We start from the raw sequence: 19,240 nt of genomic DNA, 5'->3' as shown, positions 1-19,240 counted from the left end.
GCTGATTGCTTTAGTGAAAAAAATGAGGATGATAAAAAACTATTTACCACCCTCATATGAAGTAACCAATTACAGGAGAATACGAAAAACTAAATTAGTATTTCGCTGTTTAAATATTTGTTAGTACAATATAATTAGCCTATTAATCAACTATAATTTCACCTCCTGTTTTTTGAATAATATTTAGTAGGGTGGCCGAAGCCACCTTACAGCTACTTATTTATTTTTTCTCACCAGCAACTATTTCAACGTTGCCTTTTTTCAGCGCTTCAAGAGCTTCACCTTCAGCATCTTCTTGTTTTTTCTCGTTGTCTGCTTGAGCAGCAGTGACACCAACAAGTTTAGCTGCATTTTCTTCGCTTTCAAGAATACCAAATTCAATTAGCAACTCCTCTAGCTCATCCATCTCAATTGGTGTAGGAATAGCAAGATTTGTATTGTTGATAATCTTGTCTGCTAATGTGCGATATTCATTCGCTTGGTTGCTATCTGGTGCGTACTCGTTGACAGTCATCCGTCGCAGTTCTGCGTGTTGCACAATGTTATCGCGCGGGACGAAGTGAATCATTTGAGTGCTAAGGCGGGTTGCTAATGTGGTAATTAGTTCGTCTTCCCGGTCTGTTTTGCGGCTATTACAAATTAGACCCCCCAAGCGCACACCACCAGTATGAGCGTATTTAAGAACTCCACGAGCAATGTTGTTAGCAGCAAACATTGCCATCATTTCACCTGATGTAACGATGTAAATCTCTTGCGCTTTCCCCTCACGTATTGGCATAGCGAAGCCACCACAAACTACGTCACCGAGTACGTCGTAAGATACAAAGTCTACATCTTGGTAGGCGCCGTTTTCTTCTAAGAAGTTAATCGCGGTGATAATACCGCGACCAGCACAACCCACACCAGGCTCAGGACCACCAGATTCTACGCACTTGATACCTCGGAAACCTTCAATAACTACTTCTTCGAGTTCTAGGTCTTCAACGGCGCCTCGTTCAGCAGCTAAGTGCAACACGGTAGTTTGAGCTTTGGTGTGAAGAATTAATCGTGTCGAATCTGCTTTTGGGTCGCATCCGACAATCAAAATGCGTTGTCCAACTTCTGCCATTGCTGCGAGAGTATTTTGAGAAGTGGTAGATTTACCAATACCACCTTTACCGTAGAAAGCAATTTGTCTGATTTTATCGTCTGACATGACTATTTCTCCTAGAATTGTTTGGGTTGATTTGTGTAAGTACGATTTGCATGTAGTACGGTAACTGGTGGCGCCCGTTCCACATCATTTAGTAAGTGTTCGTCACACATAATTTAAGTTGTTAGAAATTTTTTACTGCTACAAAGTTAATTGAAGTAGCAGTCAGGCTGGTTTATCTTGAAAAGTAACAGAAGCGTTTAACAGATTTACCAGATTTACCAACCTTTGACTAGTTTTAGAGCAAGCACAGCACACCCAAAGCTAAAAGATTTGCTGTTTATGATTCTCGCTCTGGTTAAAAGCTGTCCTTATTAATAAGATAATTTGCTGCTCTCAACCTTTCTAAGACAAGCATAACATACACATTGCTGAAATTTTTGCGTTTCTGAAAAAAATATTAAATCAATAATTTTGTCAAGTCATTATTTTATCACTTAACTTATTACTTATTGCCAACTTGGTTGGTAGTCCATCACTAATTCCGAAAAAATACATACGTGTATTTGTTAGAATAAAACATGTGTTAATCGAAATGTTATATAAAAACTTTTATTTAGTTTTTGTTAGTATTCGCTCAAACAAAAAATATACAAAAACTATGATGAATTGTTTGACTTGATGATGGTTTGTTTAGATAAAAAATAAGACCGAATATGTTCGGTCTCTACAATCATGTAAAATTTTCTTGTCAAATATAATATTATTAATGATTGTTCAGTTATTTCGGGTGTGGTATAGACTAAATACTTGCTACCACTTCTCCCAAAGAGCTAGTATCATAACCACCAAGGATTTCTAACTGAGATTTTACAAAGCGGTGTCCTAAAGTACTGAGCAACTGCTGGACTGGCGCCTCTTCAAGATACTCTTTAATAATTACCAAGTCGTACCGTGAGGAATGTAGGGGCACAAATCCCAACCCGAACATCTTAGCTACCGAAGCTGTACTAATACCAGCATCTGCAGTTCCCGAAATAACAGAGGAAGCAACATCTTGGTGACTGTAAACAGTATGGTTAAACCCCTTGAGAGCTGATGGCGCCACTCGTTCTTGTTTCATTTGTTGCTCTAAAACCATTCGACTACCGGCTCCGACTTCGCGGTTAACAATAGTCGCTCTTGCTTCGACCAAATCTTTAATAGTTTTGATCTCCAAAGGGTTCCCTAATGGCACTAACAACCCCTCTTCCCAAACACCAATAGTAATTAATACAGCTTCTCTATCATGTAACACCTCCCTCACAAAAGGAATATTGTATTCCTGCGTATTAGGGTCATATAAATGCATACCAGCAATGTGAACTTCACCTCTAGATAAAGAGCGCAAAGCATCCATACTATTTGCAAAAGTGTAATGCACTCGTAACTGCGGATGCCAACGTTCGCTAGCTTTAGCCCAAAGAGAAATTACAGGGGCACAACCTGCTATTAGTACTGAATTTTGCAGCTTTTCAGCATCATCTAGCACTTGCACCAAAACTTTGCCTTTATTAACATTATCAACTACCTCACCATCTGCTGGTATCATTTCTGTGCGAAATGCATTTTTTCCAACTAGAGGATGGGCTACCCATCTTCCCCCAACCTTTGCTAAACTAACTCGTAACTTTCCTTCGGTAAAAGTAGAAGCGGCAAGTGTTGCTTCAATAGTTGGTAAATCTTCCTCCATCCAGAATAAATCTTCAACTTTGCAACCGAGTGCCTTAGCTAACCGCAAGCTGATAGCAACTGATGGGGTATACTGTGAAGACTCAACACCACTTATAGTTTGGCGAGTAACACCGGCAATATTCGCCAAATCCTGCTGACTCATGCCTAGACGAGTCCTAATAGATTTTAGGTTGTTACTAAGGTTTGTGCCTTGCTTCATACTGATTTATCTGGGGCTAGAGAGTGCATAGCAGTAAACTATGATAAAAGAGGAAAAGTTTAAGAGATTTACTAACTTTTACTTTTTTGTAGAGCAAGCACTGCGAGCATTTTACTAAAATTCTTGCTGTTTTGGATTTCCACTTTGTTTAAAAGCTGCGCTTATTTATAAAATAATTTGCTGCTCTTAACCTTTACCAGACAAGCATAGCATACACATAGCTTTAATTTTTGCGCTTCAAGAAAAATATCAACGAGTGGAATAAAAGCAAAGTCTTTATTTTACTTAATAAATTGCTAATTTGCCCAACTTGGTTGGTAATAAGCTCTTAATGCCGAAATAGTACTTATATTCACAGGTCAAATCTAAATATCAGTCTAATTCAAAAAGATTTAGATAGTTTGCTTTAATGTTTATTGAAGCAAAAAATATTTAAAATGTATGATAAAATACGTATCATAAATTATATCTGACTATATATAAAGTTTTTTTTAATAGTTTTGATTCCCTCACTACCCCGCGAATTCGGAAGGACAAGAGAGGGAAATTAAGTAGAAATTAAATAGAAATTAAATCTTTATTCTATGCAGTATTGGCGCCTACTCTACTACAGTTTTTGTGTATCTACTTCTTGGTGATAGTAATCATGGACACATTTACTAGCTGCTTCTAGTATAGCAGCGTGGCCTTCTGGACTTAACTGTGGGAACGTTGACTGTACAGTACCGAGATAAGAGGCAAAATCGCTTTCATTCGGATGAAATAACTCTTCCCCAATCAAAAGTGTGGCATAAGTTTCAGACATTTTAGTGCTGAATCCGTGTTCAGTGAGTCCATCAACAATATAGCGATATATCCAGTTAGCATCAGTATCTTTGTCAATAAATTTAGAAGCTATAGCAATAAAGTCTTGATATTCAGTCATTGGGTAATTCCTTTGATTATATTGATAAGAACAAGATTAACCATTTTTCGGCTCAATACATACAATGTGGACCAGCTTCCAACTTTATAGAATCATAAGCTTTCCACACATATCTTAGTTTTGTACAAAAACGATGTTCGTTTAGTTCTTTCAATACAAACGTGATGAGTAACAATGTTTATTGTTCAAAAATGCATATTCTACTATTGATGCACCAGACATAATAATTGGTGTAGATTAATGAATACTCATGTATTCCTCAATCTACACCAAATGTTAGGGTGCAATTAGGCTGTTAAATTATTCGCTTCATTGAAAGATTTTTATGGCATCACGCACCAAGACCACTAATTTCATCTACAGTTGTTTCATCTTCTCGAATGATAATATGCCAAGGCTCTCCTTTACCTATTGGAGGACTGACGCTAATGTTGGCTTCATTACAAAATAGTCTTAGTGTTTTGACTATTTTGTAAAGTGCTTTTTGGATATAAGAATAACTTTGACTGTTTGAGCAAATAATAATTAGTGTCGGCGCGCTAGCTTTGGTTGTAAAATACCAATCACACTTGTTAAGTAAAATTTTTGTTTGTTCGTCTAGTGCTTGATAGAAGGATTTGCTGATAGCTTTTTCGAGGCTGTTTCGTAGTGCAGTATCCCGTTGATTTATTATTGGTAAAGACATATCATCGGGGGGAAGAGAAGGTATATACATATGGGTAATATTTTTTAATTTTTTGAGACGTTATTAATTGCGTATTTGTTCGTTATAGAGGGTCAAACTTTTGAGACTTTTTTCCAAATCGAAACAAGCGGGTTTTAGAGCTAAGGTATCTAGGCTCAGTTCGTCTTGGAAGCGTTTGATTCTATCACGGCAGGTTTCAATGCTTCCAATAATTGAGTTTTCTAGTAAAACATCTTCATCAAAACAAGTTTTGTGACTTTCTAATGATTGCAGATGCTGACTTTGATTATCAAGATTTTCTGCTTTAGCGCGAAATCCTTTCATCCGCGCGCTAAATGTTCTTATAAATGGCAGTGCTTCATTGACTGCTTCATCATCAGTCGGCGCCATATAAAACAATCTCGCTATCATTAACTTATCGGCGCCACTAGGATTAATTTCCCGGTATTTAGTAACATTATTTTTGAGTTTACTTAATGGAAACAGGGCGCCTCCCATTAGTCCAAATGAATTAACCGCAGCGAAGGTAATAGCTTCATCATCACTCGTTGCTACATATACAGGAATTTTACTTTGATACGGTTTGGGATAAATTGAAACGTTATCGCACTGGTAATATTTACCCTGAAATGAAACGTTATTATCGTATAATAATCTATGAATTAAGTTCATCGCTTCGATTGTTTTCGCGCGCGACTCATTCATTAACGTGTCAAAATGCTTATTTTGGTCTGAAAACGGCCCGCCTTTCGCAATACCTAGTGCTAGGCACCCGTTACACAAATGATCTAATGTTGCAATATCTTCTGCAATAGAGATAGGATTGTGAAATGCTAGTAAAACAGCAGCAGAACCTAATTTAATAGTAGAAGTAATACCAGCCAGGTGCGCCATTAACATCAATGTTGATGAACTAACGCTAAAATCGTTGAAATGATGCTCTGTTAACCATGCTTCTTCAAAACCTAAACTTTCAGCATGTTTAATTAATGCTATTTGTTCGTTAAACGCGCGGTGGTCTGAGTTGTGATGATTCTCGAAGTTACAAAAAAGTCCAGTTTTCATAACACGTTTTGTTACTTTTGGGTGGCAATCCAATTAATTTCTTGCCATAAATAAGGGTATGCTTCTTTGAGTTTAGATTTTGGGTCACGTATTAAGCGGTTCGCGTTTAGGCAAACAACTTCAACTAACCCTACATGCTGTGCTAATTTTTTGATTACTTCTTTTTGCGCTCTAACAGTAGGTGCTAATCTTTGAGGGTAATAAATACTTAGATATGGTAGAAAATGAACTCTATCTTGTCCCCAAAATGATTGCACAATTTTGACGTGGCAATAACTAATCATTTCTTCTACTTTCGGGTAAGTTTTAGCAATGTGCTTAAACTCTCTCAACATTTCTTCTTCGTACCAGGTAGTGTCAAGTAAGTTCATTTTTCTGTAGTCCTAATTATTTGGGTATGATGCAGAAAGGATAGCGAAGCAATTTTTTTGTAATACAGCTTTGATTCTCCTCAAACACCACAAAGTGCTTTATCAACTCAAAAAATCGCCGTTTGTCAAACAACCCTTGAATTAGTACCTCTATAGGAGATTCACCGTAAATCCAGTCTTCATCAATATACCAAGGCTCGAAATCACGTAAGCTATTTGTTAATGTACCTACTTTTGCCTGATTTTTACATGTAATTACAAGAAATACATTGTAAAAAATAATTCTGGTAATAGCTGTTGATAACTTTGAAGTCGCAAGTAAGCTGAATTCAATTTAGTTTCTCGTGACTGCGAATCCCCGCGCAGAATAATAGCTAGTGGTAAACCATTAATAAAAATGACGGCATCCAAATTGTACGTATAGTTACTTTCACTCACTGTGAATTTATGAATTACTAACCAGTCATTCTTGAGCAAATTACACGTATCAAAGAGTCGCACTTTCTGATTGATTATTTGGCCATCAAGCTCATATTCAACGTCCACACCATTAAGCAAAAGTTCATGAAAGCTACGATTAGTAATTATGTCAGGTGAAGTATAAGCAACTTTACTAATTGCTGCTTCAATTGCTATTTTGGGAACGTCTGGATTTATTTGCGTTAAAGCGCTTTCTAGATAATCCCACAAGACTACCTGATTTGAACTACTTCTAAGTATATCATCATGAAGCAATGCTCTGTAGCCAATAACCTCAAACCAAGTTAGTATATCGATAGGTTCGATAAATTGCTTGCGCTTACAACAATGAGGAAGCTCAACTCGAACTTGATTTGCCTTAATCTTCGCTATTTTGGTATATACAGGACTCATTGGAGTTAAAGACTTAAATATAGGTCATCCTAAAAACCCCCGTAGCACAATAGGTTAGTATTTTTGCCCTCTGTCAGCAATACTTGCCTATAACTATCAAACTCAAAATTTTCTTAGAAAACTGTATCTATTGATACAATTTACCAATTTAGTTGGTAAAGTAATTAAATGCAAATACTCATATAGTCTTATATTTGTTATGCCAAAAGAGTGATGTTATACAAATAAAGATTGCCTGCGTAGCCTATAAATTCTGTTTTTTCGTGCTGTTGCTAAAAATTTATGTTTATTATAGTTGCAAGAAATCAGTATTTATCAGAAGTGGGCGCCTGTAACTAACTTATGTAAAGATTTATAAAGGGAAAATAGAAAAGGATTTCTACCTTTACCCTTTACCCTCTACCCTTTTGCCTTTTTGTTATTATTCTTCATCGTAAGAATATACTAAGGTACTTTCTTCTTGAAATAAGGCTTTACGTAACATTGGTGGAGCGCTGATACTGCCGTTGAGGCTTTGCACTAGCATATCTAAAATATCGGGAATTCTATCTTCTGGTTGCGCTCTCACAAGCATTACACCCATTTTCATCAGTTTATTTCCAGCAGGTTTGCCAATTGCATTAACGTAGACAATTCTACAGTCGCTAACTGCTTCTAATTTAGGTGTAATTTTATCCTCATGAGCGGCTTGTTCTAAGTCACCATCAAAGGTTAAAGTTTTGATGAAATTATATCCTTCTTCGGATATTTCATACATGTCAATTTCTTTGGTAGTTCCAAAGTGAGTATTAACGTAATCTCTGTTGCTTGTTGTAAAGGCTACTTTCATTTATCTACTCCATAAATTCTTCAAATTCTGATTTTTATCCCTCAACAATTTCTTTACGGATAGAGAGAAGTTGTGCAGCTAGCTCTTGTCGAGTACCTGCTTTAAGTAGATGGCGGAAGAAAAACCGTGTTGCATAAACAATTCCAACCAACTCAAAAAACAGATTTAACAGCGCAATTTGATTTATGACACTTAGTACAGCTAACACTATTTTGATTGTGATTATTGCTACAATTATTAAAGCAACGCTCGTAATTATGTGTTGATTGTATTCAATAACAAATCTATTTACCTCTTTAAGCAATGGCTTGAAGAAACCATTAATGAATTGCTGCCATTGTAATAGTTGATTAGTTTTTTTAGAAGATAATAATGATTTATCTTCAACTTCAGAATTATTACTTTTATCAGCAGGTTCATTGACTGGAGTATCAGTAAGTATTGATTGTTGTACTTGGCTTTCCATAAGTTTCCTGTTATTGCTTTCCTCTGTCTCATGAGATTTGTCTTTCAAACTTATAGCGTTTGCATCTGAACGTATGTCAGTAGCAGCTAAGTTCATTAAAGGTGAGTAAATGCCGTTGTACAAATCTCTTGCCATGTTAACGGCGCCAAGAAATCCCATGTAAGGACCGTTGTGGTATCCATGACCATTAACATAAGGCAGGTGCAGTTTCTTAACTAACGCTCCAACTCGTGGTCCAGTTAGTACCAAGTCAGGTTTGACCATTTCTAAGACCTCGAAAAATTCGAGTTCGTTACCATCATCAATATAGATGGTGCCATCTTGACCTCTGGCAATTACCTTTTCAAAGTCTTCTTGGTGCCCAAACTTGGATGACATCGCAACTACTTGCATTCCCAAGTCATCTTCGAGCGCTTTTGTCCAGTGCCATAGTCTTGGACCACCTGTCCAGATACAGACTTTTTTACCCTTTAGACGCTCTTTATACCAATTGAGCTTTGGTTCATACTTAGCAACTTCTTCTTTTATTAAAGCTTCTGCTCTATCTTCAATGCCAAAGAAGGCGCCGATTTTGCGTAATGCTTCTTTACAATAATCAAAACCCCAGGTATCTACGTCTAAACGAGGAATGCCATATCTTTTCTTTAACTCGTTGGCAATATATCCAGCAGAACGCGCGCAGTTGGTGATGTTTAACTGCGCTCTGTGCATACCGCGCAAAGAGTCATAAGTACCATTACCAGTGAAATGGGCGATGATTTGCACACCCATTTTTTCCATATACTTTTCAAGGACAAAAGTATCACCTTGAATGTTGTAGTCACCAATTACGTTGATAGTATATGGGCTGGTAATTTCTGGTTCAAATGTTCCAACTTTTTCATTTACCCAACCAATATTAAGGACGTGGTGACCTTTTGATTGGCTAACCCCAGCAAAACCTGGACATTCAACGCAGAATATGTCTACATCACCGAGTTGTTTTTCAACATCTTTAACAACAGCTTTGATGTCATCTCCAATTAGTGCAGTAGCACACGTTGTATAGACAATCATGCGCTTGATGTCTGGAAACTCGGCAAACGCTTCTAATATAGACTTTTTGAGTTGTTTCTCACCGCCAAAGACGACGTGAGACTCTTTCATATCCGTTGACCAGGCATACTTGAGTTGGAAGTTGCCGTTGTCACTGGGATAGCGTTTGGTGTGCCAAGTATCGTAGGAACAACCAATCGGCCCGTGAATCATTTGGATGGTATCTTTGAGAACACCACCAATTACCAGCTTGGCGCCGCAGTAGCTGCATCCACGTTCAGATAAAGAGCCAGGAATAGTTTCAACGTTTGAGCTAGGAAGAAACTGTCTTGTATCTTCTCCTTGTTCTTTAATATAGACGTGCTTCTCACGTTCAGGAATAGTTTCATCGCACTTCAATAACTTCATTGGCATGGCTATTTACTCCTTATGCAATACGAATAGGGGAAAAGATGTTTGACTCATGTCTTGGAAAAAGAATGTGTTTCTTCCTCTTATCTTTTTTAATCTTATTCACGAATTAATTTATTAACAGTAATCCTTAAACAATTTTCAAAAAAAATATTAGTTACTTAAGTAAACTATTGAGCAAAATGTAGACAAGTTCGTATATTATATATAGTAAGGCATCTCGTGAAATAAAGCTGGTGTCAGTGAAATATACAGAGCGTTCTGTCTAATAATTTGAAATTATCTAGAGCTTTTATAATTACAATATCTGTAAATAAATATATTAAAAACTTACAAAAGATATATCAATATTAAAAAAAAGAATATAAAGCCCCCCGAATTCGCGGGGGGTTGGGGGCATCAAAAGTCTGATAAGCTTAATATTTTACCTTCATTTTACATAAAACAATGCGTTTAATCCCCCTAGCCCACCTTAATAAGGGGGGAAAAGAGTGGCTTATTTTGTTCGTAATCAATGTAATAAAAAAACACGGTAGGAAAAAGTTAAAGAACTAATTCCAACCGTGCATCTCCACATGTTACAACTAACTGAGAAACTTAATTAACCGTTTCGTAAGCTTCAATATCTTGAGACGTTCTTTGTAAAGCTTTACGTAACCACGGCGGAGGATTTCCTTTTAAAGTTTGTACTAACCTATTCAGAATATACTCGATATTTTCCTTTTCTGAACGGGGTTTAACTGGCATAATACCATTTTTAATTAGTTTAGCTGCGGCTGTACCACCAACTGAGGCGACATAAATAATAGTACAATCACTAATTACAGCTATTTTACGCGCGATTTTACCGTCACTCTCATCATCTTTCGCTTTTTTAGGTTCATCTTTTTCAACTTGATTTTTCTTGCAGTCGGCTTTACCGTGTTTGCACTTACTTTCTTTTTTCTCAACAAAATCAATTATATTTGATTCTTTTTTAGGTGTATCAGCTTGTTCGTTAACTTTTTTGGCGCCTGTTTCAAATGCGAGAGTGTGTAAAAATTCGTATCCCAACTCTGAAACTTCGTAAATATCTACTTCTTGCGCTCCTCCAAAGTGAGCATTAACGTTTATTCTATCAGTTGTAATGAATGCGACTTTCATTTTTTATCCTCTAGTAATCAAGAAGTAATTTTCTCCATTCACTCTTCACTGAGCGTTCTTGCATTTCCAAGAATATGTTGCCAATATCAAATATTAGTTGCTTGCTTCCTTGATAGCCAACAGTACATCTTTGTGCGGCGCCGAGACGGTCGAAAAAAGGATAACCAAGTCTAAATAAGGGTTTATTGAGATTTTCAGCTATTCTGGCGCCGTGAGAATTGGTGATTATTAAATCAACATCGGCTGATAAGAACTCTAAGTCTTGCAAGTCACCAATTATAACTTGTTCAATTGGTAATTGTTCTAAATTTTCATTTATGACTTTTGCTTCAATTCCTTTTGTAGTAGTTACTGCTACGTCAATTATTGCCCCCATTTCTGATAACCACCAAGCAGTTTGATAAAGTAAATCTGGCTCTAAAGCAAGTGCTATGCGTTTACCACCAAAATAAAAATGAGCGTCTAACATTGCATCTTGAAGATGGCTACGCGCGCGTTGATATTGTTCGGGTAGTAATTCTCTAGTTAATTTAGAATTTGGTAGCAGTTCAAATTTGAGCCGACATAGTAAGTCTACAAATCTATCGCAAGCTATCAAACCAGTGAGCCGAGGAATTATCTCGTATGGTGTACCAAAACGTGAGTATAGAATTTTGGCACTTTTTTCTATGCTGTTACCAAAAGCCAGCGTAAAAGCTGAATTACCAATTGAGCGAATTTGCTCTAAAGTTATGCCCTTATTTGATATTGTACCTTGATTTTGTTCCCAATGTCCATCAACTGTTTCAGATAAATCGGGTAAAACTATAGGATCAAATCCCATCGCTTTAACCATATCTTTGATTTCGTGTACATCGCCAGGTGTAAGTAATGAACCCGCTAAAATCGTAATTTGATTAGAAATTACTTTATTTTTTGAAGGTATTTTGAAAAGGGTTTCCTCAATAGCAGCGGCGTAACCATCTTGAAGCGAACCTTTAAAATCTGGTGTCGAAACAACAACTATAGGTACTTCTGCAATTTCAGGATATCGCTTTTCAAAAGACTCGATAATTCCAACTATATCCTCTCCTCTCGTTTCAGTTAGTCCTGTAGAACACAAACCAATAATTTCTGGTTTTTGTTTGACTATATTTAAAATAGCTTCTTCAATATTTTCTTCGCCTCCAAGAATTGTGGAGACTTCTGTCATTGCTGTTGTAGACAGTGGAACTGCTTCTGCAAAATGGCGGAATAGTAATCTTTTGGCAAAAGCTGTACAACCTTGAGAACCGTGAAACAAAGGAACAGCCCGTTTCATGCCAATAAATGCTAGTGCTGCACCTAAAGGAGCGCTAAGTTTGAGTGGACTAACTGTGGCAGGTTTTTGTTTATTTATAATGCGAGTCATATAGATTTTAAATTTTATATTTATTACTTTACTAGTCTTCGTCGGTTAGTTTTTCTTGATCATTAATATCAATTACTTCTGTTGAAGCTTGATATTTTAACCAAGGTGCCGGCTGCTGCACTTGTTTCCATACAGGACTAGATATAGCTAAATGTAGCTCGCGCGCGAATTCAATCATCCCAGAATAACCTGCATAAGAATGATGACGTTCGTGGTTAATATCTAGGAATGGAACACAAGCTTTAAGCGCGGTAAATTGGCTACGTCCACCTGCTACAAGAATATCCGCACTAGTATCTTTAAGTACTTTTAATAACTCTTTTGCTGTTAACCAGTCGAGCATCATTACATCTTCTCCCATTAATGTACGAATACGCTCGATGTCTTCTGGGGTACTTTTACGGATACTAGTGGCAACAACTTCCATACCTAAGTCTTTCATTGCAGAAACTACCGACCAGCTTTTAACACCACCTGTATAAAGTACAGCACGTTTACCTTTTAAGGAAGCACGTAATGGCGCCAGTGCAGCATTTAGTTTTGTGGTTTCTGCGGCAATTAGCTTTTCTGTACGTTCCTGTAATTGGGCATCACCAAAGAAAGCGGCAACGTTTCGCAAACAGCGATTAATATCCTCAACACCGTAAAATGACTCTTCTATATAAGGGATGCCGTAGCGTTGTTCCATTTTTTGTGCGATGTTTAGCAGCGCTTTCGAGCAAACCATAATGTTTAACTTGGCACGATGTGCGTAAGCTATTTCACTGTAGCGCGCGTCACCAGTGATTTTCGATAAAACTCGAATGCCTAATTTTTTAAATAACGGTAGTACACGCCATACATCCCCAGCAATGTTATAATCACCAATCAAGTTTATATCGTAGGGAGTTATATAATCTGGTTCCGCAGTTCCAATAACATATTCTAAAAGATGCTCCCCAGCCACACGACTACCAAAATTTTTACCACCAATAAAACCAGGTACATCAATTGGGATAACAGGTAAATTCATTTTTTCCGATGCTGCTTTACAAACAGCTTCAATATCATCACCTATCAATGCCGGAATACAAGTGTTGTAGACAAATACTGCTGCTGGTTCTTGTTCGGCGGCAATTTGGAGGATAGCTTTATAAAGACGCTTTTCACCCCCAAAAATTATATCGTTTTCTTGAAGGTCTGTAGTCAACCCAGTTAAATGCAAGTAATCACCCGAAGCTCTGCTGCCTCGAACTTCCCAAGTATTACCAATACAAGCAATAGGTCCGTGGACAAGATGGGCAACATCGGCGATAGGTTGCATCGAAACCCAGGCGCCATCAAACCCACATCCACCTTGCGATACACCTGGAAGTGGCGGTGTTTGACAAGGTTTCTTATCATATGACGAATGTGAATTGCAATTTGACTGGTCAAGTAGTTGGTCAATTTGGTGTTGGTTAAGTTTCATAGTTTTAGAGCAATATGACTATTGTGGAATGGGCATCCTTGCCCGTCCCACAAGGTAATTAATTTATTTTTTGAAATTGCCTTATATAGCGTGCGAGCTTGTTTTAAATTCAAATGAAAACAATCACAGGAACACTATAAATATCAATACTATTTTTGAGGAGGAGACGTAGTGATATTTCTCATCAACAAGAAGCTGAAAGTAGATTTACGCTTATTTAATACAAAAAACTTTTCTAACAAATTTTGCTTTCTTGTCTACTTGATTCCCCTATACAAAAACAGTAGCATATTCGGTGCCAGTTTTTTTAACAATTAGAAAAGATTTTGGCAAAAAAGTTAAAAGGCTGGTAGATAAGGGTTTGATTTTTTACTCCAAACGCTTTACTCTCAATAAACCCTTTCTATATATAAGGCAGTTGCACCTGGCAAAAGATAAAGAGATAAAGTACCTTTCATCCAGTACTATGACAATCATAGCATACACATTGCCAAAATTCTTGCTCTTTTTTAAATGCTATTTATTTTGACAAGGCATTAACATAAATTTTATATATCTTTTGTTGTAGTATATACTCATATAAATATTATATATGTTTCTCTGATAAATAGATGTATTTATTTAAACTGATAATATACGTATTTATTTATAGTGTCTTAAGTATTTGAAGCCGATTATCAAAAATTAATTTAAACTTAAGTAAGAATTAGTACTTCATAAAATCATTATTCAAATATTTTGCTAAATATTTTTTCTCAACGCAAGAATTTTTGCGATGTGTATGTTATGCTTGCCATATAAAGATTGAGAGCAGCATACATCTTGTAATAGATGCAGTTGCTCAAAGCAGGGGAATTAATTAGCAGTAGGTATTTCAGTAAACAGTGTACTGTACTTGCTATATAAATTCGCGTCTGGTAGGTAAATATCTCGAAAGCTTCTGTTACTTGTAAAGTGGAGATTACAAGAATGTGCAAAAGTTGTCAGATTATCTTTAGTAACAAATACTAAAACCTTCAGCATAACTCTTACGAATATAAGTAGCCATTGTGGTGGGCTACTAGCCCACCCTTCTTTTTATATTCAAATTATTTTTGCAACTTCTCTTAGTTACTCTTTATCTGTTTAAATAGGTGATTTGATTACCTATTTTTTTAGTTTTATTATTCAAATATAATTGATTAAAATCGTAAGGTAAACAGTGCCACCTACGTAAAATTTCATTATTTAAATATATTTTTTTGTAAATCTAGTATTTTATTATAGCTTTATAAAAATTAAATATCTATCTTTTGATAGTGTTATTAAAAAATAAAGTTGTCCACAATTAAATGATAGTTTTTACTTTAGGAGTTAGCTTATGCAAACTACAGAAAACTTACCAGAAACCAACCCACGTCACCATACGGCAAAAATTAAAGGTCAATTGAACGACCTTATTCAACATTTGCATCAAGATGTTAATAAAATCCAAGAACCTAAAGCTCAAGCTCTTTTTGAAACTACATCTGAAGTTCTCAAGGGTTTGGTAACTGCTTACAACCATTACGACCAACATTCAGAAAAAGCTTGGCAAAATAAGTAAGCAGCAATTCTGTATACGATTAATAACTAAAAAACAGCCTTTGTAAAAGCACCATAGGGATGCAATTTTACAAAGGCTGTATACTTTCTTATTATACTTACACTTAAATTTATTGCCTTAAGTAAGTATTATTTGAAACTTATACTTGTAAAGTTGCTCAGTAATCTTTACTCAACAGCAACCATTACATCGCTTGATTTAATAACAGCATAAGCGTCTTGACCTTCTTTCAAATTCAAAGATTCCACTGCGTCTTTAGTAATAATTGCTGTCACTTCTACTCCGGGTGAAATCTCTAGAATGATTTCAGAGTTCACAGAACCAGGTATTATTGATTTAACTTTTGCTTTCAGAGTATTACGCGCGCTAACTTTCATACATCACCTTCGCTGAACATTGTTAGGTAATAATAACAGATTATTGAAGTAAAATCATAATACTTTTATAAAGAATAATATATTTACTGGAATCATTTGATACTCAAGTGTTGATTTCTTCAAGGTTATTTAATATACTTCTCATAGCCATATTGATTGTATAAAAATTTTCATCCTGTGATAACATCTCCTCTGGCTTTTGGATATACTTACCATCCATGAGTTCAGAAGCGCAGTTTTCGATAATTTGACCAACGCTTTCCTTTGTAGACTCAAGATGGAACTGTAAAGCTAATACCTTATTGCCGTAGATAAATCCGTTAAGTTTGCAATTCGTTTACGAGGTCGAGAAAACTGTAAAGCTAATACCTTATTGCCGTAGATAAATGCCTGGTTTTGGCAAGCTTCACTATAAGCTAATCTAGCGGCGCCTTGTGGCAAGTCGAACGTGTCCCCATGCCAATGGAAAACGTGCTTATGTGGCACCAAGTCGCTCAAAATATTTAAATTTTGGGCTTCATTAGTTGTGTTGATAGGAAACCAGCCGATTTCTTTATACCGTCCTGGATAAACTTTTGCACCTAAAACATCTGCTATTAACTGGGAACCAAGACAAATCCCGATAACTGTCTTATCGTGTTTGATAGCCTGTTCAATAAACTGCTTCTCTTGAGTAAGCCAAGAATATTCGTTATCCTCATAGATATTCATTGGCCCACCCAAAACCACAACCCAATCAACATCGTCAATTTGTGGTAGAGAGTCATCTGCATAGAATTTTGTTGCTGACAAGGGATAACCTTTATCCGATACCCATTGTTCAATGCTGGCAAGTCCTTCAAACGGTACGTGCTGTAAGTAATGAACTCTCATAAATCTCCACCCTGACTAACTGGACTAACTATTATAGTGCTTTTGGACGGCGCCTAAGCAAAATTTGCACAGCATATTTTTGTAAAAATGATTGTAAATAAAAATAAAGTTGGTATTTTAGTATATAAATCCTTGATTTTTTCCAACTAGGTTGGTAATATATAGTTTATCCGAAAAAACACTGAGAAACAGAGATGAAAACTGTAACTAACCGTCTTTTTGCTGTTTCACTTTTTGCGTGTGCTTTTAGTGCAGGATTACAGAATTCAGCAGAAGCTGTCACTTTATATGGTGCAGGTAGCTTGACTTCGAGCTTGACTGAAGTTGCAAATGACTTTTCGACTAAATATAACATTCCAGTCACAACGCAATTTGGACCATCTGGAGTGTTACGCGCGCGTATTGAAAACGGTGAAAAAGTAGATGTATTTGCCAGTGCGGATACAGGAAACCCGCTTCAGTTGTTCAACGAAGGTTTAAGTAACCCTGTGGTAAACTTTATTGACAACCGCATGGTTGCTATTGTTAGACCAGGACTAGAGGTGACAACAAATAATTTACTAAACTCTTTGCTCAATCCGAACATTAAACTTGGAACGTCAACACCAAAACTCGACCCTTCCGGAGACTACGCACAAGAGATATTTCAGAAAGCCGATAAAATTCAACCTGGTAGTTTTCAAGCTCTTGATAGTAAAGCTTTACAGTTAGTAGGTGGTAATCCTAATGCTCCTGTTGTTCCAGCTGGAAAAAATAACCTTGTGTATTTTCTCAAGGATACACAACAAGCAGACATTTTTTTAGCTTACTATACCAGTGGACTGTCCGCGCGTGATATTGCACCAGATTTAAAAATTATTGAATTACCAGATAATTTAGCAACCAGAGCAAATTATGGTTTAACTGTTTTGAAAAATGCTGATCCAGATGCTGAGAAATTAGCGCAGTACATTCTGTCACCTGAAGGGCAACAAGTTTTATTAAAATATGGCTTCACCAGTTCGCAAAAGTCTACTTCTGTTCCAGAACCGCAACCCATAGGAGGAGTATTTTTAGCAGTGGGTATTGCCTTTGCTGTAAAGAAAAAACTAACTCTCAAGCAGCAAGTCAAAGTATGAATTAATACCAACAAAATTGGAAATAGTTGGTAAAAAGTATTATAAAAAACAGAATTTACCACCGTAGACGTAGTAACTTAGCTGTATATTTGATAACTTTGGTGATTGAGATTTTTTAGTTAGAGAAGAAAAGCATTTCACCAAGGTAATTACAGTGTGTGAGGAATAATCTTGAAAAGAACGCAGCTAGTTAATTTACTGACTCTTGTCAGTTGTATTTCGCTTGTGTTTACAAAAGCAGCACAAGCTCAAATAAGTCAAGCGCAGTCAGAAATTAAAACAGCTACTGCAACAATGCTTGCTCAAGCTTCTCCTGTTAAAGTTACAGGAGTTCAGCTAAAAGATGGCGCCAACGGTATTGAAATTATTCTAGAAACACCTACAGGTACATTATCGCAACCAATAATAAAAACTGAAGGTAATGTACTAAATGCGGAAATTTCTAATGCAGTATTGGCATTACCAAATGGCGAATCATTTACTGCCCAAAATCCTAGTCAGGGAATCAAGACAATTACTGTTACTCAAGCTCCTAATAATACTCTTATAGTTTCAGTTACTGGAGATGCGGCGCCACAAGCACAGGTAAATTCCAATTCTGGTGAATTAATTTTGAGCGTGACACAGAATAATGAAAACCCAGAGATTGAATTAACAGTGACAGGTAGGAGGGATGAGCAGACAACAGTAACAAAAACAGATACAAACCCGCGCGACTTACCATTTTCTGTACAAGTAGTTCCACAGCGAGTAATTCAAGAACAGAAAGCACAAACAGTTAGAGAAGCGGTGGTAAATAACATAAGTGGTTTTAGCGTATCTGGTGCAGGGGGAGGACGAGGTGAGTTTCAACTGCAAACGCGCGGGTTTGTTGCCGACCAATTTCGCGATGGTTTTACTGAAAACAATAATTCAAACCGAGTCGGAACAGAAATTACCAATTTGGAACGTATTGAAGTTCTCAAAGGACCCTCAGCAGCACTTTATGGACAATCAAACTCAGGAGGAGCAGTCAATTTAGTTACAAAACAACCTTTGTTCAAGCCTTACTATTCTGCTGAGTATACTGCTGGTAGTTATAGTTTTAACCGTGGCGTTCTGGATATAGGTGGGCCGTTAGATGATAATGGCAAAGGCAATGTTAGATACCGTTTGAATTTTGCTACTGAAGACTCTAACAGTTTCCGTCAAGGTGTAGAAATTAACCGTTTGTTTGTGGCGCCTAAGTTTGCTTGGGATATTGGTAAAAATACAACCTTAAATTTATCTGGAGAATATCTACAAGACAGTCGTCCATTCGACTTTGGCTTAGTAGCAGTTGGTAATGGTGTTGCCAATATTCCCATTAGTCGCTTTCTTGGCGACCCAAATCTCAAAAATGATGTTTACCAAAGACGCGGTTATATCTCTTTAGAACATCGTTTTAGTGATAATTGGTCATTACGAAGCAGTTTCCGAATTACTTCTGCTGACCAAAATTCAAAAGCAATTTTTGGTAGAGCTGCTGGAGGTGGTACTGGAACTGGAGGTGGCACTGGCACTGGAAGCGGCACTGGTACTGGTACAGGCACGGGAAGCG

At 36.8% G+C, this 19,240-nt stretch carries 17 protein-coding genes; 3 read left to right on the top strand and 14 right to left on the bottom strand.

The window, feature by feature from the left end; translation table 11 throughout:
- Positions 1–220: 220 nt before the first annotated feature.
- The 12 genes from nifH to nifE all read right to left on the bottom strand — a co-directional run bounded on the left by nifH (position 221) and on the right by nifE (position 13,708).
- The gene (gene nifH / locus AC2JBO_RS18665) at positions 221–1,195 is read right to left on the bottom strand and encodes a nitrogenase iron protein (RefSeq protein WP_496955151.1); all 975 of its coding nucleotides are present in this window, start codon (positions 1,193–1,195) and stop codon (positions 221–223) included.
- A gap of 739 nt (positions 1,196–1,934) precedes the next feature.
- Entirely contained in the window at positions 1,935–3,065 is a 1,131-nt protein-coding gene (locus AC2JBO_RS18660; protein WP_496955150.1) for an XRE family transcriptional regulator, read from the bottom strand.
- A gap of 607 nt (positions 3,066–3,672) precedes the next feature.
- A complete protein-coding gene (locus AC2JBO_RS18655) occupies positions 3,673–3,990 on the bottom strand; it encodes a hypothetical protein (protein ID WP_496955149.1) in 318 nt (105 codons plus the stop codon).
- Between the two features lie 331 nt (positions 3,991–4,321).
- The gene (locus tag AC2JBO_RS18650; protein ID WP_496955148.1) at positions 4,322–4,705 is read right to left on the bottom strand and encodes a hypothetical protein; all 384 of its coding nucleotides are present in this window, start codon (positions 4,703–4,705) and stop codon (positions 4,322–4,324) included.
- A 33-nt stretch (positions 4,706–4,738) separates the two neighbouring features.
- The gene (locus tag AC2JBO_RS18645; protein ID WP_496955147.1) at positions 4,739–5,740 is read right to left on the bottom strand and encodes an LLM class flavin-dependent oxidoreductase; all 1,002 of its coding nucleotides are present in this window, start codon (positions 5,738–5,740) and stop codon (positions 4,739–4,741) included.
- Between the two features lie 11 nt (positions 5,741–5,751).
- Entirely contained in the window at positions 5,752–6,111 is a 360-nt protein-coding gene (locus AC2JBO_RS18640) for a hypothetical protein (protein ID WP_496955146.1), read from the bottom strand.
- A gap of 255 nt (positions 6,112–6,366) precedes the next feature.
- The gene (locus AC2JBO_RS18635; protein ID WP_496955145.1) at positions 6,367–6,984 is read right to left on the bottom strand and encodes a type I restriction endonuclease; all 618 of its coding nucleotides are present in this window, start codon (positions 6,982–6,984) and stop codon (positions 6,367–6,369) included.
- Positions 6,985–7,405: 421 nt separating this feature from the next.
- Entirely contained in the window at positions 7,406–7,813 is a 408-nt protein-coding gene (locus AC2JBO_RS18630; protein ID WP_496955144.1) for a NifB/NifX family molybdenum-iron cluster-binding protein, read from the bottom strand.
- Positions 7,814–7,847: 34 nt separating this feature from the next.
- Positions 7,848–9,728, bottom strand: a complete 1,881-nt coding sequence (gene vnfD / locus AC2JBO_RS18625; RefSeq protein WP_496955143.1) for a nitrogenase vanadium-iron protein, alpha chain — start codon at positions 9,726–9,728, stop codon at positions 7,848–7,850.
- Between the two features lie 594 nt (positions 9,729–10,322).
- Positions 10,323–10,868, bottom strand: coding sequence for a NifB/NifX family molybdenum-iron cluster-binding protein (locus AC2JBO_RS18620; RefSeq protein ID WP_496955142.1), 546 nt, complete (start codon positions 10,866–10,868; stop codon positions 10,323–10,325).
- 10 nt (positions 10,869–10,878) lie between these two features.
- Positions 10,879–12,258: a nitrogenase iron-molybdenum cofactor biosynthesis protein NifN gene (gene nifN / locus AC2JBO_RS18615; protein ID WP_496955141.1), complete on the bottom strand. Its 1,380-nt coding sequence runs from the start codon at positions 12,256–12,258 to the stop codon at positions 10,879–10,881.
- A 31-nt stretch (positions 12,259–12,289) separates the two neighbouring features.
- Positions 12,290–13,708 carry a nitrogenase iron-molybdenum cofactor biosynthesis protein NifE gene (gene nifE, locus AC2JBO_RS18610; protein ID WP_496955140.1) on the bottom strand — a complete coding sequence of 473 codons (1,419 nt, stop codon included), beginning with the start codon at positions 13,706–13,708 and terminating at the stop codon, positions 12,290–12,292.
- Positions 13,709–15,068: 1,360 nt separating this feature from the next.
- On the opposite strand from nifE, the gene AC2JBO_RS18605 reads away from it, so the two are divergent.
- Positions 15,069–15,293 (top strand): hypothetical protein, encoded by a 225-nt coding sequence (locus tag AC2JBO_RS18605; RefSeq protein WP_496955139.1) that lies wholly within the window; start codon positions 15,069–15,071, stop codon positions 15,291–15,293.
- A gap of 167 nt (positions 15,294–15,460) precedes the next feature.
- Here AC2JBO_RS18605 and AC2JBO_RS18600 read toward each other — a convergent pair whose 3' ends face one another.
- Both AC2JBO_RS18600 and AC2JBO_RS18595 read right to left on the bottom strand, forming a co-directional pair.
- Positions 15,461–15,670: a TOBE domain-containing protein gene (locus AC2JBO_RS18600; RefSeq protein ID WP_496955138.1), complete on the bottom strand. Its 210-nt coding sequence runs from the start codon at positions 15,668–15,670 to the stop codon at positions 15,461–15,463.
- 291 nt (positions 15,671–15,961) lie between these two features.
- Positions 15,962–16,543: a type 1 glutamine amidotransferase gene (locus tag AC2JBO_RS18595; protein WP_496955137.1), complete on the bottom strand. Its 582-nt coding sequence runs from the start codon at positions 16,541–16,543 to the stop codon at positions 15,962–15,964.
- Positions 16,544–16,737: 194 nt separating this feature from the next.
- Between AC2JBO_RS18595 and AC2JBO_RS18590 the strand changes: the two genes are divergently transcribed.
- Positions 16,738–17,661 (top strand): molybdate ABC transporter substrate-binding protein, encoded by a 924-nt coding sequence (locus AC2JBO_RS18590; protein ID WP_496955136.1) that lies wholly within the window; start codon positions 16,738–16,740, stop codon positions 17,659–17,661.
- Between the two features lie 171 nt (positions 17,662–17,832).
- A partial coding sequence (locus AC2JBO_RS18585; RefSeq protein WP_496955135.1) for a TonB-dependent receptor plug domain-containing protein occupies positions 17,833–19,240 on the top strand: 1,408 nt, incomplete at its 3' end.

The sequence above is a fragment of the Calothrix sp. CBUCES-K 9914 genome, assembly GCF_059640475.1.
Note: the sequence above shows the minus strand (reverse complement) of the source record. Positions and strands in the feature narration are given on the sequence as shown.